The organism is Candidatus Zixiibacteriota bacterium (assembly GCA_014728145.1).
Lineage (GTDB): Bacteria > Zixibacteria > MSB-5A5 > JAABVY01 > JAABVY01 > WJMC01.
In genome coordinates, this window is the sequence record WJMC01000190.1 from 1 (window position 1) to 16,115 (window position 16,115).

11 protein-coding genes are annotated in these 16,115 nt (G+C 49.6%); 4 read left to right on the plus strand and 7 right to left on the minus strand.

Annotated elements, in window-relative coordinates:
• The 3 genes from GF404_11065 to GF404_11075 form a co-directional block, all read left to right on the plus strand.
• A partial coding sequence (locus GF404_11065; GenBank protein MBD3382721.1) for a hypothetical protein occupies positions 1–1,419 on the plus strand: 1,419 nt, incomplete at its 5' end.
• A complete protein-coding gene (locus tag GF404_11070) occupies positions 1,416–2,234 on the plus strand; it encodes a glutamate racemase (protein MBD3382722.1) in 819 nt (272 codons plus the stop codon). The genes GF404_11065 and GF404_11070, both read left to right, overlap by 4 nt.
• 18 nt (positions 2,235–2,252) lie before the next feature.
• Positions 2,253–2,849 carry an XTP/dITP diphosphatase gene (locus GF404_11075; protein ID MBD3382723.1) on the plus strand — a complete coding sequence of 199 codons (597 nt, stop codon included), beginning with the start codon at positions 2,253–2,255 and terminating at the stop codon, positions 2,847–2,849.
• Between the two features lie 62 nt (positions 2,850–2,911).
• Here GF404_11075 and GF404_11080 read toward each other — a convergent pair whose 3' ends face one another.
• The 7 genes from GF404_11080 to GF404_11110 form a co-directional block, all read right to left on the minus strand.
• Positions 2,912–5,041: a hypothetical protein gene (locus GF404_11080; GenBank protein ID MBD3382724.1), complete on the minus strand. Its 2,130-nt coding sequence runs from the start codon at positions 5,039–5,041 to the stop codon at positions 2,912–2,914.
• Between the two features lie 105 nt (positions 5,042–5,146).
• Entirely contained in the window at positions 5,147–6,499 is a 1,353-nt protein-coding gene (locus GF404_11085) for a TldD/PmbA family protein (protein MBD3382725.1), read from the minus strand.
• Positions 6,496–7,938: a TldD/PmbA family protein gene (locus GF404_11090; protein ID MBD3382726.1), complete on the minus strand. Its 1,443-nt coding sequence runs from the start codon at positions 7,936–7,938 to the stop codon at positions 6,496–6,498. The genes GF404_11085 and GF404_11090 overlap by 4 nt, the downstream gene beginning before the upstream one ends.
• 250 nt (positions 7,939–8,188) lie before the next feature.
• A complete protein-coding gene (locus tag GF404_11095; GenBank protein MBD3382727.1) occupies positions 8,189–9,190 on the minus strand; it encodes a tetratricopeptide repeat protein in 1,002 nt (333 codons plus the stop codon).
• 153 nt (positions 9,191–9,343) lie between these two features.
• On the minus strand, positions 9,344–10,369 hold the full coding sequence (locus GF404_11100; GenBank protein MBD3382728.1) for a hypothetical protein: 1,026 nt from the start codon (positions 10,367–10,369) through the stop codon (positions 9,344–9,346).
• 668 nt (positions 10,370–11,037) lie between these two features.
• Positions 11,038–14,151, minus strand: a complete 3,114-nt coding sequence (locus GF404_11105; GenBank protein MBD3382729.1) for a PAS domain S-box protein — start codon at positions 14,149–14,151, stop codon at positions 11,038–11,040.
• A 171-nt stretch (positions 14,152–14,322) separates the two neighbouring features.
• On the minus strand, positions 14,323–14,739 hold the full coding sequence (locus tag GF404_11110; protein MBD3382730.1) for a GNAT family N-acetyltransferase: 417 nt from the start codon (positions 14,737–14,739) through the stop codon (positions 14,323–14,325).
• A gap of 263 nt (positions 14,740–15,002) precedes the next feature.
• Between GF404_11110 and GF404_11115 the strand changes: the two genes are divergently transcribed.
• Positions 15,003–16,115, plus strand: a 1,113-nt coding sequence (locus GF404_11115) for a PAS domain-containing protein (protein MBD3382731.1), incomplete at its 3' end; no start/stop codon positions are given.

Sequence of the window (16,115 nt, forward strand, 5' to 3'; positions counted from 1 at the left end):
TGCGCGGAATACCACTACGATCAGGATGTCAAGCAGATCGGCCATATCCGCGAGGGGGAAGTCGTTTACCTCTCGCTTATGGATATCTCGGAAGCTTTCGGTCTCGATATTTCCTATGATCCGATGGCTTTCGAGGCTTTGCTTTCATCCGGGACAGACAGGCTGACTGTGCCTTTGTTCTCACATTACCTGCTGTTGAACGGCCGATTGCGCAACATGATCTACCCGGCATTGTATGTCGAAGGCGATTTGTATCTGCCGGCCATGACTTCGGTGGCGGTTCTCGGCGACCTGACCCGCCTGACCCTGGTATGGGACGACAAACTGCTGGTAATCCGCGCCAGTCAGCCCCAGCACAATGTCGTGGATGTGCAGTTTTCACCGCGTTCCAACGGTTACCTGTGTGAAATATACCTGGCCCATCCACTCGAATACGAGGTCCTGCGTTCCGAAGGCAACTGGCTTCAGGTCACGCTTCAGGGTGGAAAACTGAACGAAAAGCGGATTTCTAATCTGCCCCACAGCCGGGCGGTGCGCAGGATTCGAGCTTTTCAATTCGAGAATTCCGCCCAGGTGTCGATCCGTTTTCGGCGTGAGATAACCGAAATTACCCACAACCTGGCATTGAATCCACCGCGCCTTCAGGTGATGATAATCGACACGATGTTTGACTATACCAGCCTGGATACGATCTTCACCGAGGAAGAGTTCGATCCGATCGATGTGATCGTGATCGATCCCGGCCACGGTGGCATAGAAGACGGAGCTATCGGCCCGCAAGACCTGAAGGAAAAGGATGTCGTCCTGGATATCAGCCTGCGACTGAAAGAGCTGTTTGAAAAGGAGCAGGGTATCGACGTGATTCTAACCCGCGAGGCTGATACAACTTTGCTTCTGGATGAACGCGCGGCAATCGCCAACACTTCAGAGGGCGACCTGTTTATCTCGGTGCACTGCAATTCATTCACCGAAAGGTCAGCCAAGGGTTCGCAGACGTTTTTTCTGGCGGCGGCTTTAAACGATGCCGCGCGGGCGACCGCCATGCTGGAAAACCGTTCGATCATGGTCAGCAAGGAGCCTGATAAGCCTGACAGCCTGGATGATCTCAGTTTTATACTCTACGATCTTTTGCAGACAGAATACCTCGAAGAATCGCAGGCCCTGGCGGGAGAAATTCAAAACAGTATGATCAAATCGCTCAGGACACGCGACCGCGGGATCGACCAGGCCGGGTTCTTTATGCTCAACAAGGTATTTATGCCCTCGGTGCTGATCGAAGTCGCGTTTATATCCAATAAGCACGAGGAGACGCTGTTGAAAAAGGACAGCTTCCGTCAGAAAGCGGCCGAGGGAATCTATCGTGGAATTAAAAATTTTATTGACAAATACAGCCCTGACAGCTACAAAACAGACCGATGACAGAAATCAAACAGACACAACCGATCGGGATTTTTGACTCCGGCCTGGGTGGCCTGACAGTCGCGCGGGAGATCTTCAAGCTGTTGCCGGATGAAGACGTTATCTATTTCGGCGACACCGGCAGGTATCCATACGGTCCCCGTTCCAAGGATATCATTATCGAGTTCTCCCGCCAGGACACCAAATTTCTGCTGGAGCAGGATGTTAAACTGGTAGTTGTGGCATGCAACACCGCCTCCGCGCAGGCTCTGGATGAAATCCGTTCTGATTACATTGTCGAGATGATCGGTGTAATTGAACCGGGCGCTGTCTCCGCCATCAAGGCCACCAAAAACGGCAAAATCGGCATTATCGGCACCGCCGGCACGATCTCATCGGACTCCTATGCCCGTACAATCAATCGGCTGGATCCGAAGATCAAGGTGTTTTCCATGGCCTGTCCGCTTTTTGTTCCACTGATCGAGGAGGGCTACATCGACAGGGAAGCGACCTACCTGATTGCAGAGGATTACCTCTCATCGTTTAAAACCAACGGAATCGACACCCTGATTCTGGGATGCACGCATTATCCGCTAATAAAAGAAGTAATCCACAAGGTTCTCGGCAACAATATAGTTTTAGTCGACTCGGCCGAGGAAACCGCCCAGGTCGTATACAAGCAACTTCTCAAACTGGACTTAATGAAACCGAAAAGCGCTTCGATCGAACATAAATTCTATGTTTCCGATTTCCCGGAAAGGTTCCACCAAGTCGCCCGTCATTTCCTCGGCGACCAAATCCAGAACGTAATCAGAATCGACATCACCAAGTATTAAACGCAGGCGAGGTTAGTTATGCGCGAACTTGTACTGGCTACCAACAACGAACACAAGATCCGGGAGATTTCGCAGATCATCAAAAACCTGCCAATACAGCTTCTGACCAAAAATGACTTCCAGGATTTCCCCGACATAGAGGAAACCGGCGATAAGCTCGAAGATAACGCTGTATTGAAAGCGAGAGGGATCCATACCTTCACAGGCTTTCCTGCCATGGCCGATGATTCCGGGCTGGAGGTTATGGCTTTGGATGGTGCCCCGGGAGTGATGTCGGCTCGCTACGCCGGTCCCGGGTGCAGTTTCCGTGATAACAACGAAAAGCTGTTGCAAGAGCTTAAAGATGTACCAGCAGATCGTCGCCAGGCGGTCTTTCGTTGCGTGATCGCAATCTGCTTTAAACCGGATGATATCGAACTTGCCGAGGGAAGAGTGGAAGGATTTATTACCACTGATCTCCGTGGTGAAAAGGGTTTTGGCTACGATCCGGTATTCTATCTGCCAGAGTATGACTGCACATTTGCTGAAATGGATCCGAAGCAGAAGAACCGGATTTCACACCGCGCCCTGGCCGTGCAAAAGGCTTCCGAGGTTCTACGCGAAAGATTCCTGTAAAAAAGCCCTGCCATAATTTTGGAAGGGCTTTCGATCTATCCGTAAATGTTTGGAGGAAATGATTAGTTTGCGTCATCTTCTAAGATAATTGCGATTCCCCAGCTCTGCGGGTCGGCGGGAGCACCTGCGTTCCAGTTATTGTATGAATGCGAATCATCGGTAACGTAATGAGCTTCGTAAGTGCCCTTGTCGAGCAATATAATATCATTGACCATTCGGTTTTTTGAGGCTCCACCGGCATGAACCGTTTTCCGGTAGGTCATCTCCCAGATAATCTGGCCGGTGTTTTTGTTTTCGATCCAGCCGTAATCATACATCTTCCCATCGACACCCTCACCGGCGGCATAGACTCGTACCCGAGTCGGCTTATCCAGGGAGAAAGTCGAGACCTTCCGGGTGTTGTCGGGGAGCATACACAACTTCACAATGTATTTCGCGTTATCACCTTCAGGCGCAGGAACGCTGGATTTGGGGGGAGCTTCAGGTGTATTTACAACCACCGAATAGTTTCTGTTCTGCGCCAGCTTTTTCTTGAGCTTCTTGATTTCATCCGTCAGCTCTTTGCGATCCTCGCTGTACTCTTCGCGGAGTTCATGAATATCATCTAAATTATCCCGGTCGTGCTTTGCCATCTCACTCTCGTAGTCGTACTGCAACTCGGCCATTTCTTTGTAAAGCTCAGCCAGCTCTATATTGAGCTCGTGCATCTGTTCGTTAAATACATGTACATCGCCCTGGTAGAAAAACTGGGGTACACCGGGAGCCCCGGAGGGATTCAAGTTCTTCAGTGGACCGACCTCGACAATATCGCCGTTCTGCTCGGCACCGTAAGTGTACAGAGTGATACCATAGTGACGTGAATCGGAAGGCGGGGCGGCATTCCATGACCTGAATGAATGCGAACCGTCACTTTTATAGCGAAGCAGGTATTCACCCCGAGGAAGATCGAGGACACCATCGAAGACACGGTTTTTCTTGGCACCGCCGGCATGATCGGTTTCTTCTTCCTGCATGACCCAGATCTTTTCACCTGTTTCGCTTTTTTCGATCCAGCCGTAGTCATACATTATGCCTTTTTTGCCTTCTCCAAGCGAATAGACGATCGCGCGTATATCCCGCTTAAGCTCAAACGGCCGTGAAAGATTGGCATTGTTGCCGGCCTTGGAGATCTGGACCAGTACCTGTTTGCGTTCCTCGATGTCTGTCGGGCGAACTTTTGATTGATCCTCGGGCTCGGCCAATGCCAGAGTCACACCGTAAAAGTACGGATCATAGGGTGGCGGGGCATTCCAGGCATCGAAAGTATGTGAATCGTCTGTCCAGTAGTGCAGGATATATTCACCGGGAGGAAGCGTGATTTCATCATGGAAACAGCGGTTCTTCATCGCTCCGCCCTGCCAGTCGGTATTCCAGCGTTCCATCGCCCAGACCATGTCGCGCGTTTGGGCGTTGATCAGCTTGGAACCATCCACAAAGATATCATCGCCCTCCGAATACTCACCGAAAGCATAAATCTCGACCGGAATCTTTTCCAGAACTTCAAAACCATGTTTTTCATCAGTCAAATTACGGGGCTTCACAATTGATAAAAAGCTGAGATCGTATTCTGGAAGATCATAATCGAGCATCTTGAAATTTTTTGCGCTGGAGCTGATCGAAAAACTGTACTGGCGGGTCATCTCACTGTAAATATTGGGATTATCCCTGAACTCATCGCCCAAAAGACCGGCGACATAACCGGCGACATCACCGACATCATCCAATTTGATCTCGAATTTCATACTTTGCAGGGCGATCAACGGGTTTCCTGCGAAATAGTATGCTTCATAACGGCCCTTTTCGAGGTAAATACTGCCCTCGAATTTGCGCAGTTTCTTTTCACCCAGAATCCGGCGAGTGCTGGCTTCGCTCATCGACCAGACCACTTCACGGCTGTCAGCCTGCAGGATCCATCCCAGAGCAAACAACTGGTCGGCCTCTCGATTGCGGGCACCGATTATGGACAATTCAACTCGGCCGTCTGCGACCATCTCGAATGGCTCCATGCGAAGCTCCTGGACATCGAAATGTTCCATTGATACAATTTCGTATTTTTCCGCAGAAAGAGAAGGGGAAACAAGTAAAACGAGGCAAAAAGCGAGTATCGTCAATACTCCGTCCGAAATAGAAATCTTTTGTTGACCGTTTCTCATTGTCCTCTCCATTCGCTCTTAAACTACGCACTCAGACTGAGAATGTTTCATTAATATTAAAAACCCCCCTTGTCATAAGGGGGGTCCTGATATCAATTTCAGATTCTAAAAGTCGGTTTTTCCGGAGAAGTTGAATTCTGATATTCTCATGGCAGGCACCGTATTACAGCCGAGCGCATCCCACCAGCCGGGGATCGAAACCCGCTCTGATGAAATCTCCGCGACATTCGAGAAAACATCCAGCATACTGTCAGTAAAGCGGAGGTTTTTTATCCCCTTACTGAGCTTGCCGTTTTTAATCAGGAAAGTGCCGTCACGAGTCATTCCGGTCATCAGTCCCCTGCGGGTATCCAGAAATCCGTTGATATAGTGAAAACGGGTGACCAGGATGCCTTTTTCGACATTTGCGATCATATCCTCCAGGGAGGCTTGACCTGAAGCGATATAGACATTGAAAGGCATCGCGCCATGCCCCGTCTCATCGGGCGGAAGCGCGTGGCCGGTCGACTGCCTGTCACTTTTATTGCCACTCAGGGTATCATAGACAACTCCCCGTGCGACACCATCTTTTATGAAATCGACATGCTGTTTTGGAATTCCTTCGCAGTCGAATGGAAACGGTGTGCCGTCAGTTTCCAGGGCATCGTCGTAGATGGTAATGTTGTCGCCCATGATCTTGTCTCCGAGACGCCCCGCCAGAAAGGAAGTTTCCTCCTGCAGGGCTTTCGATCCGAAAGCAATAAAGTTGAGCCATTCGAGCAGGTTGGCAACCGCCGCCGGCTCCAGGATGACTTCATATTTGCCGGGTTCGACCTCGGTCGGCTTTTTCGACTTCTTGCATTTTTTCAGGGCGGTATTGGAAAGCTTGACGAAATCTAAATCATCAACATCACGCGATGTAAAGGTAGTATAACCGGAGGAATCTTCGCCCATAATGACGATATTACCTGAGGCTGTCGTGAACGGCTGATATGCACGCAGGCCGTTAGAATTCAAGACAGCGATTTCACCTTCGCCGGTGGTTAACGCGCCGGCTGCGTCGAGATCGTTGTTGATCGATTTGGTGAAGATGCGTTTCAGCTTGCTGGCCCTCTGCCTGGGCGAGAAGCGAGCGGTTTTCTCGACATAGGTGTGGACCTCGGGATACTGCTGGACGCCTGGGAACCCACTGAAATGCGGGTTTTCACGCTGGCGTTTGGCGATCTCGGTGGCGGCTTTCATGCACCTCCGCAAATCGGTCACGGAAAATGATGTAGTCGATGCCACTCCCAGCTGTTTGCCGACTGCCACCCGGAAATAGATTCGGTTGACGGTTTCAGCCACATTCTGATGAATAAACGAATTGGCAAAACGGGTCAGCCCGGTAGAGGATCCCAGAAAGACCGCCTCTGTCTGGTCGGCTTTGGACTGTGCCATGACTTTCTCTATGGTCGTAAAGATTTTGTCTTTTCCAATCATTTACTCACCCCCACCTGTACTTGTCTGAATCGGGCCGGGGAGGTGCCGTGGGCGACATGAGCGACCTGCATCGGCTCACCTTTGCCGCAATTGGCCACACCCCAGATATGCCAGTGGTTCTTGTTGCAGATAGCATCGCAGGAATTCCAGAATTGCGGTGTGATGCCGGTATAGAGCGGATTCTTGTACATCTTGCCGAGTTTCCCGTTTTTGATTTCGCGGGCCGCCTCCATACCAAACTGGAAATTCAAGCGCTTGTCATCGATCGACCAGCTCTTGTTGGTGTCAAAGAAGAAACCGCCCTCGGTGTCGGCGATCAGGTCATCGAGCTCCCATTCGCCCGGTTCGAGGTTGATATTGGTCATGCGGATCAGCGGGATGCGGTTGAATCCATCGGCACGCATACACCCGTTGGAATTCTGCCCGACCACACCCGCGGTTTCGCGCGAGGTGAGATAGCCGACAAACCTGCCGTTTTCGATCAGGGGCATACGCTGGGCCTTTACACCCTCGTCATCGTAGCCAAATGTACCCAAACCGCCGGGACAGGTGGCATCATGCACGATATTTACGATATCCGAGCCATACTTGAGGCTGTTGAGCTTGTCGATAGTCATAAACGATCCACCCGCCAGCGAAATTTCTGTTCCGAGCACACGGTCGAGTTCGGTCGGATGGCCGCAGGATTCATGTATCTGAAGGGCCATCTGGGACGCGCCGATAATTATGTCAGCTTCACCGGCCGGAAGCGGAGGAGCGGACAATAGTTCAATCGCTTCCTCACGCACACGGGCGGCGTTCTTCTGTAATCCCATATTTTCCACAATCTCGAAACCGCCGGTCATATAATCTCCACCCTGCGAATTCGGGAAGGAACGTCTCTGGACTTCAGAGCCCTCGACCGCGGTCGCGGCATAACCGGCGCCGGATTCGAGCAGTTCCTGTTCGATGACAGAACCTTCACTGTTGACAAAGATCTTATGGGTCTTAAAAAAGCCCATCGATGATTCGGCGATCTTGATTTCGGGCTTCTTCATCAGGGCCTGGTTGATCTTGGTCAGCATATTGATCTTGCGTGAGAGACGGACTTTAAACGGATCGGTTTCGAAAGGAGTCTGGTACTTGTCAACATATACCTGACCTTCATCCAGCCTGACATCTTCTTTTTTGGTAATTGCCGATGCCTTGGCAATCTTTAACGCCTGGTTGGCGATTTTGCGAAACTCGGCCGCACGCACAGTCGAAGACGAAGCAAATCCCCAGGCGCCGTCGGCTAAAACCCGGATGCCGAAACCATGGTTTAAGGTCCGCGACAATGTATCTACATTCTCATTGGTGACTTTGATCGATTCCACCTCGTTGCGGACGAAGCGTATATCTGCGTAGGATGCGCCTTTAGCTTTCAGATACTCGATCGTTTCCTGAAGCTTGTCCTGCATTAATCCTCCTTCCTGGATTGATTTTATATAAGCTGAAATTTAGCGATTTGATCGCGCAAGTCAAACGCTTTTCCATCAGTATAGCAAACTTGCATTATAAAGCCAGAAACAACAAGCACTTAAAAGTACACTAAAAACCGATGAACTGCGGGATAATATATAATCTTAATATCAATTATTATTAGCAGAGAATTGAAGGCATGTAATTCAATTCTGCTGAAACGTGGAAGAAGAAAAATAGTTTATACTCTTACCTGTCAGCCTTGATCTTGGTTTCGACCAAAAGATCGATAAGTTCTCGGTAACCATCCGGATCCCATTCAGGCATACCAGCCTGCTTTAGGCCATTTTTGGCCTGCACCAGATACTCCACAGCCCGCATATATTTGCCGTTATCCAGTTCCATCAGCCCGAGCTCACGGTTGGTCCAGCCGAAAAACTCGTGGTTGCCTATCTGTTCGCTCCACTGGAGAAGCGGTTCCAGCCATTTACGGGCCTGGCGGTAATCGCCTTTCAGCCGGTAGGCATGACCGACCGCCCAGTCGGCGATCAGGCGGTTGGTTTCATCGCCATGTTCATAATGGTATTCGCGCGCTTTTTTATAGGCCTCGAGCGCCTTATTGTAGTTTTCGAGATCCTCATAAGTCGCTCCGAGATTGTTCCAGAGCGGTCCCAGCCATTGGGTTACCTGCCCCTTCTCAGCCGCCTTGATCCCTTTCAGCCCCCACCTGACCTGTCCCTCCAGATCCTCAACGATAGCCATCATGTGGGTAGCGTCAATAGCCCGTTCATGCAGTCCCTTCGCGAGACAGTACTCGTACATCTCGTTAAAAGTCTGCCGGGCATCTTCCAGCCTGTTTTCCTGCCACTCGAATCGTCCCCTGACACCCAGGTAACGCGACCACCCCAGGGGGCTGTCAGGGTCGGCAGTGCGTTTTGCGCGCTTAAGAAGCAAATCACATTCGGCCAGTTTACCGGTGATCAGGTAGGTCCGGCCGATCATCGCCACAGCCTCAGTCAAAACCGAACTGTCGCCGTGCAGATCGGCATGTTCGGCAGTTTCGATATAGAGATCGCGAGCCTCAAGGTAATCGCGGGTATGAAATATCTGGTCAGCTATATCGAGCATCTCGGCAGGCGCCAGGGAGGTGTCCATCTGGTTCTCTCCGAGAGCACTTCCAGCCTGAGATATTATTAACAGAAGCGTTAACAAAAGGAGAGAATATATTTTTGATACATGGCGGTTTTTCATGTCAATTTCCTTTCGTACCGGGGTTGAATGCTGTTTCTATTATCGGATGGTATATTAAAAATGTCAAGTATTTCACTTATTTTTTAAGGGCGACTGGCGGGTAAAAAAAACCGGGCCCATATGAGCCCGGCTGAATTATTAGATAATATTTATTTAGTCCTGCCATGGACTTTGAATAAACGTCGTCGGGACAGCCGAATACGGAATGATAAGGTTGTCGTTCACAAACTGGTCATAGGAGCTGATCAGGCTGGTGGATTCGGAGTAATCAGCATTAAAGACCTGTTCGGAAGCATAGGATGTATCGTATTCGGATGCGTGCGCCGGAATTTTCTGGCGATATTTAAGAGCGAACTCGGAACTGCGATTCCCGCCCCCGACAATACAGCCCAGCATGGTGCTGTCAGGCTCCGGCAGACTGTTGGCGAGCCAGGTCATACGGTACGAAAAATCGGAATCGTCGACCGAGTGAATATCCAGAAGGTGGCTGGCGACTTCATCGCCGTCGCTTTTGTAATCAACTGCCTTGATCACAATCGATGAATCTGAAAGATCCAGACGGGCGTAATACAGAAATGATCTCTCGTTATAGCCGTATGCGCCCTGTGGCCAGTGGTTGAAAAGCAGGACGATTTCCTCCTGGCTGTTGCGGGTGAAGCCGATCTGGGTAACATGGCCATCGACAGAAGTCGGAAAAGCGAGGTTGACATACTGTTCGAGATCGACCGAGGTCCCGATCACGGCCTGTGCCTGAGATGGGATAGTAGTCGGTGAACTGAGATCATAGACCTGTACCCAGGAGGAATCCGCCAGCAGGTTGCCGGAATCATCGACCTGCAGAACTGTTTCCAGCTCCATGATTGTCTGGTCGAATGTCTCCAGGTAGCTGAACAGCGAAGTCGAATGCTCCTCGCCCAGCACCTTGTTCAGGATCGCTTCCTCACCAGCGAACCAGATTGAATCTATCTCCAGGGGCGCGGTCATACCGCCGGACTGAGCCGGATTCTCATACGGCTGAGGGGCGATCTGCCTGGCGATTTCAGTAAAATCAGCAAACTCCACAAATGAATAGTTGCCGCCCGGGCCGGTTGAACCCCCTCCCCCGCTCGAACAGGCCAAAACAAGCGACAGCGCCAGCAAGCCGGCTCCGATGAACTTCAAAAGATGCGTGATTCTCATACTATCTCCTTTACTCTTGAGTACCTTCCATTTAGAATATCGTAAGACTCGATTGATTACTTTATCGGTTATGATTGGCTGTGGTCGGAGTTTTTTATACTAAGGCGGTAACTCCCCTGATTCTGGTTCAAATTTGCTCATCTTTGCAATTACCCTAAAGATTATTATCCCGATTCCGAAAACTTAGCTGAAGGAAGATGGTAACACTGTGTGTCAACATTGACAAATGGTGGCATTAGAAGCTTTGTATTGCTCTTTTTCTATCGAAGAGACAGGCGTTTTCCCAGCCCCCTGCGCCTGTCTTTTCTTTAACTGCTTGGCAATTTGTCTGATGTGAAAAGATTTTTGTAAGATGTCTCCCGGAGAGGTTTTATCGATTCCGATTTTCCTGGCATCTACTCTCCCGACTAAAACTGTCTCTGTGCAGTTAGTTACGATTCAAGGCAAACTGTAATAATGCGGATGTACAGAAAAAGAAGACATCGATGAGCCCCCTTCATCGACGTCTTAACGGGATCAAAACTCCCGAACTGGAAGCGGGACAATACCCCTCATTTATCCCTAATCACAATCCGGGCACACTTATTTTCATGCTTTATTATCGTGATTTTATAAAAATTTTTCAAGGAGTGTAAAGTGCGAATAATTAGCGTAGTGTGCTATACGCACTAAAATCTTTTCAGAAAGCTGGCAAGGTTGACTTTCTTGTTGGTTAAGTTCAACTTACGGCGAATCTGTTCGCGATGCTTCTTGACTGTGGCAGTTGAAATAAACAGAGTGTCAGCGATCTCCTGAATCGTGGAATCATTGCGAATCAGGTTACAGATCTCTACTTCACGGGGTGATAAACGCGTGAATAACTGCGATAGTCCGCCGGCAGTGGAAGCCATCTCGTTGAGGGCATCGTTGAGCATCTGGTAGTAAGTCATCTCGATTTTTCCATCGGGTCGTATGATTTTACGCACTGTCGGCAGGATAACTTTTTCAATATTCTCAGCGACATCCTTTTTCACCTGACGTTTCTCTTCCTCGATATGGTCGAGAACTTCCCTGAGTGCGATGTTTTTGGTTTTCAATTCCTCATGGCTGATTTGAAGCTCTTCTTTTTTAGCGTGTTCAGCGGTGACATCGCGGGCAATACTCAAGAGTGAGTGGATACCCCCCTCCGGGGAGTACTCCGGCACCACTCTCATCTGAAAGTAATGCTTCTGCCCCTCAAACCAGTATGTAAACTCGACCTCTTCGCTGATACCTGTTCGCCGGACTTTTTCAAAGCAAGCATTCCAAACTTCGCACAGCTCCGGCGGGATCCCGGCTTCACGGGGAGCGCGTCCCTCGAAAGTCCTGCGTGCGCCGTTGAAAACATCCAAAAGACGCCTGTTCACAAGTGTAAAACGATTTGTCGTGTCAACGCGGAAAATCAAATCGGGAGCGTTATCCGCCAGTGACTCAAGCTCCTGGGTACGCTTGGTAATCATCTTATCGGCTTCTTTCTGGCCGGTGATATCTCTGATGAAAATCGACAGCCCCTCGTCTGTGGGATAGGCGTTGACCTGAAAATGATGATCTCTGCCATCGACCCTGTATGAAATCTCTGGCTCAGAACTGATCGCTGACTTAGTTTGCATGGCTTTCATATACAATGCTTCTATCTCTGAGTTTTTGAGATTGGGAAATAGTTCAAAGAGGTTCTTTCCAACAGCATGATCGGCGCCTATGCCGGTTATCTCTTCGGAAGCTCTGTTCCAGTAGGTAATATTGAAATCATGGTCGATAGCATAGAAGATATCGGTGATACTGTCGGCCAGTTTTCTGTAGCGGTTAGCAGTTTCAATCCGCTCCAACTCGGCTTTTCTCTGTTCAGTGATATCTTCGGCCATAATGACGTAAAACCGCGGCCCGCCATCGATATTTATCATGTCGGTTTGATAGCGGATGCAGATATCTTGGCCCGATTTGGTTTTGACATTGATCTCATTCGGCTGAGAAACCGCATTGCCGGAGAATACTTCGGAGAGTCGATTATAATGCTCTTGCCTGTTATCTGCGGGTACAAACAAGCCTATCAGGTCGCGGTTAACCAGTTCCTCTTCATCGTATCCCGTAAGCCTGCAGATAGCCGGATTAGCATAGGCGCAGATACAATCACAGTCGACCAGAATTATCCCGATCGGCGAGTTCTCCCAGATGGCGCGATAATGCTCTTCGCGCGCTCTCAATTCCTCCTCGATTCTTTTCCGATGGGATATATCGCGGGAGATAGCGGTAATCTGGAGCGGCTCGCCACTTTCCTCGTCGCGCATCATGCTTGATGACGTCTCAAACCAGATATAACTGCCATCCTTTTTACGTATCCGGTACTGGACCTGAAATGCTTCCGGCTTCTCGAGAATGGTATGATGGCTGTTCTGGATTTTTTCAAAATCATCAGGATGGAAGAATTCGTATGCTGAGTGACCGATTAACTCATCCGGCTCATAGCCCAGAAGTTGCCTGCAGGCCGGCGATACATACAGGTATTCTCCTGTGGCAGAATGGGTAGAAACCATATCGGTGGCGGTTTCCATAACCTGCCGATAGCGACGCTCGCTTGCGGTCAGTGCTTCTTCGGAGCGCTTGCGCCGGGACACATCCTTTAAAGCACCGTAGACCTTCATCAATTTGCCTGTTTTCGGATGCATCACAGGACTGGCATAGGCATTGATCCAGCGGATCGAACCATTTTTACATATAATTCGATATTCGCATTCATATTGATTGCCCTCGAATAAGCTGGCTACCTCCTTTTCCTTGATCGGCAAATCATCAGGATGAACAATACTCATCCATCCGCCGTGCGCGCGCAATTCCTCGAGGTCGTAACCGGTGATCTTGCTGATATCGGTTCCCCACGCGAGCGACATCCCGCCTTCGTCGTCGACTTTTAGGCAAAAAGCGTAGTCGCTGGAGACTTCGCTGATCACCCGGTAGCGCTCCTCGCTTTCTCGCAGGGCGCGTGCCGCTTTTTCGTGTTCGGTGTCATCCTGAATCTGGACCATGATCAAGTCAGGTGATATGAATACAGTAGTGACCTGCAGGTGTTTGTGCTCCCCGGTGGAGAGCATATCGTAATCGATTTCGTGGCGTTTTTTTTGTCCGCTCCGATAGCATTCTTCGAGCACATCCTGAACGATCGGGCGCCCCCTGAAAAGCTGGCTTGTCTTCTGGCCGATAAAATCCTCGGCTCTTCCCGCGGTCATCTCTTCCATGGCATGATTGTAGTCAATCAGCACGAAATCGTTTTTTATCCTGCGAAAAGTAAAAATCGGAATCGGGGAGTTTCTATATTGCAGGCGGAAACGCTTCTCGCTCTCCTGCAGAGCTTCGTAGATTTCGACCTGTTCACTGATATCTTCGACAAAACCCTCGTAATAACGTATTCTTCCATCTTCATCGCGAACCACCCACGCGTTTTCGCGAATATGCAAAAAGCTTCCGTCTCTGCGCCGCCAAGCCGACTGCAGGCCGTCGACAAAACCATTGGCCTCTATCTTTTGCTTAAATTTGTCCCGCGGATAATCCGGCTCGTAGCCGCATTCTTCCATGTCCCGATCAGCCAGTTTTTCGAAACTGTCGTACCCGAGCATTTTTAAAAGCGCGCGGTTGACGGACAGAATTTTACCGTCGGGTGTCGTGCGGTAATAACCGAGAATGGCATAGGAAAGGGAGTCATCCCTGTCCAACTCGACTGTTTGCCCGACTGTCCCGGCGGATTTTCCGGAGTCATTGCGAATACGCCCCAAAACCCACCCCCAGGTTTAAGAAGTATCATTAAAGATGCCGGCATCTGCATTAAGAGTGTATCTAAAAATTATAATAAATCTATCATTATGTCAACAGATTAATTGATATAGAGCGCCGAGCATACCCAACAAATTCAATAACCTATAGCCTCGGGAAAGCGTCAGGGTTTACTATTTATCGGGACTGCTACCGTCCTGGCGCTTGAAATTACGATAGATCATGGCGTGATACAGCTTGAAACCGAGCAAGCCGTAGAACTTCTCCAGTTCCCGGTCGCAGACCAGGTCGACCATATACAAGTCAGACAGTTTGGCCATCATCTTTTTCACCAGATTTAGGCCGATTCCATTTCCGCGGTACTCGGGCAGGACCTCCAGAAGCGGGATATACGCTGACAGGATACCGTCGCTGATGGCATTGATGAAGCCGACCACCCGGCGGTTCTCAAAGTCGACCGCCAGCACGATCTCAGCACTATTTGAGAGGATTTCATAGTGTCTCGAGGGACTCGGTTTTTTGGGCCAGCCCTCAAAAAAACCGGATAACATTTGCGGTGATATGCTTTCCAGTGAATCGATATAGTCGATCATAAAGCCCTGCCCTGAATATAGTCTGTATACTGATCAGATCACGGAGCACCTGCCAGCGACTGTGCGCCCTGACAAAATTGGAACTTAAATCAAAATATTTTTATTGTTGTGCTTGTCAAATGCAAATTATTTTATTACTATTACTATCGAGTCAGATCCGATGATAAGGGCAAACATCGAAGACAAACTGCATCTAAATCGACATTTATTTTGTAGATATGGTTCAGTTATACCGATAACTGGTACAAGGAGCCTCATTTATGTCTAAGAAGAATTCTAAAAACGGACTGGCAGTAGAGGACAGGGCAGTTGCGACTGATGCTGATCGGATAACCGGGGTAAAAACTGACTCAGCAAAAAAAAGAAACCATAAAACCATCCTGAAGAAGCCGGCCGGCAAAAGCGAGAGAATGCCCAACGGCACGGACTATCATTTTGTGTTCGAGCAGTCTCCGGTCATGCAGGCTGTTATTGACTTCACCGATGTCTGTAACCATATGGCCTCATTCAGAGGCAACGGCGCCAGCGATGCAAAATCGTACTACAGGAATAATCCGGACAAGCTTAAACGCGTTCTTTCCGAGCTGAAACTGATCAATGTCAATCAATCCGCTCTGGCCACATTGGAAGTCAAGGATGCCGATGAACTGGAGAGATTTCTGCAGGCTCCCGATGGTGACCATTCTCGTGATTTTATACTAGATATTGCTGCGGTTCTCAACGACGGGATTAATTCCTGGCAGTCAGAATTGAAGCTCGCAACCCCATCAGGCAAGACTCTCGACCTGCAACTCGGAGTAAGCCTGCCGTCAGTGGAAAACAACGATCACTCCCGGGTGTTTGTATCGTTAATTGACCTGACCGAACATAACCAAACCCGCAGGAAGATGCTCGAAAACGAGAAGCGTTACGAGATCGCCACCCGGGCCGCCAGGGTGGGAGTCTGGGACTGGGATTTGGCCCATGATCATTTCTATATCGAGCCGGGACTGAAGGATATTCTCGGTTTTTCCGACAGCGAAATGCCCAATGATCTCGAAACCTGGTCAAAGCAGATCTACCCTGATGACAGCGAGGCGGTCCAAAAGGCTTTAAGCGCGCATCTCGATGGCAAGACCGATGAGTTCATCCACGAACACCGCATGATCCACAAGGACGGCACGATCCGCTGGATCCTCGCGCGTGGTAAAAGAGTCACGGACGAGGATGGTAATGTCGTCAGGATGGTCGGAACCGACACCGATATCACAGAACTCAAGAAGACTGAAGAAGCTCTCAGGCAGAGTGAAAAACGCTTCAGGCTGGTCTCAGAGCTGGCTTCCGATTTCGCCTATTATATCCGGCTCGATGAAAACAACGAATTCATCTATGAA

What these genes read in the sequence shown, in the direction of transcription:
- GF404_11070 (MBD3382722.1), top strand. Translation starts at nt 1,416, where the DNA reads ATGACAGAAATCAAACAGACACAACCGATCGGGATTTTTGACTCCGGC.
- GF404_11075 (MBD3382723.1), top strand. Translation starts at nt 2,253, where the DNA reads ATGCGCGAACTTGTACTGGCTACCAACAACGAACACAAGATCCGGGAG.
- GF404_11080 (MBD3382724.1), bottom strand. Translation starts at nt 5,041, where the DNA reads ATGAGAAACGGTCAACAAAAGATTTCTATTTCGGACGGAGTATTGACG.
- GF404_11085 (MBD3382725.1), bottom strand. Translation starts at nt 6,499, where the DNA reads ATGATTGGAAAAGACAAAATCTTTACGACCATAGAGAAAGTCATGGCA.
- GF404_11090 (MBD3382726.1), bottom strand. Translation starts at nt 7,938, where the DNA reads ATGCAGGACAAGCTTCAGGAAACGATCGAGTATCTGAAAGCTAAAGGC.
- GF404_11095 (MBD3382727.1), bottom strand. Translation starts at nt 9,190, where the DNA reads ATGAAAAACCGCCATGTATCAAAAATATATTCTCTCCTTTTGTTAACG.
- GF404_11100 (MBD3382728.1), bottom strand. Translation starts at nt 10,369, where the DNA reads ATGAGAATCACGCATCTTTTGAAGTTCATCGGAGCCGGCTTGCTGGCG.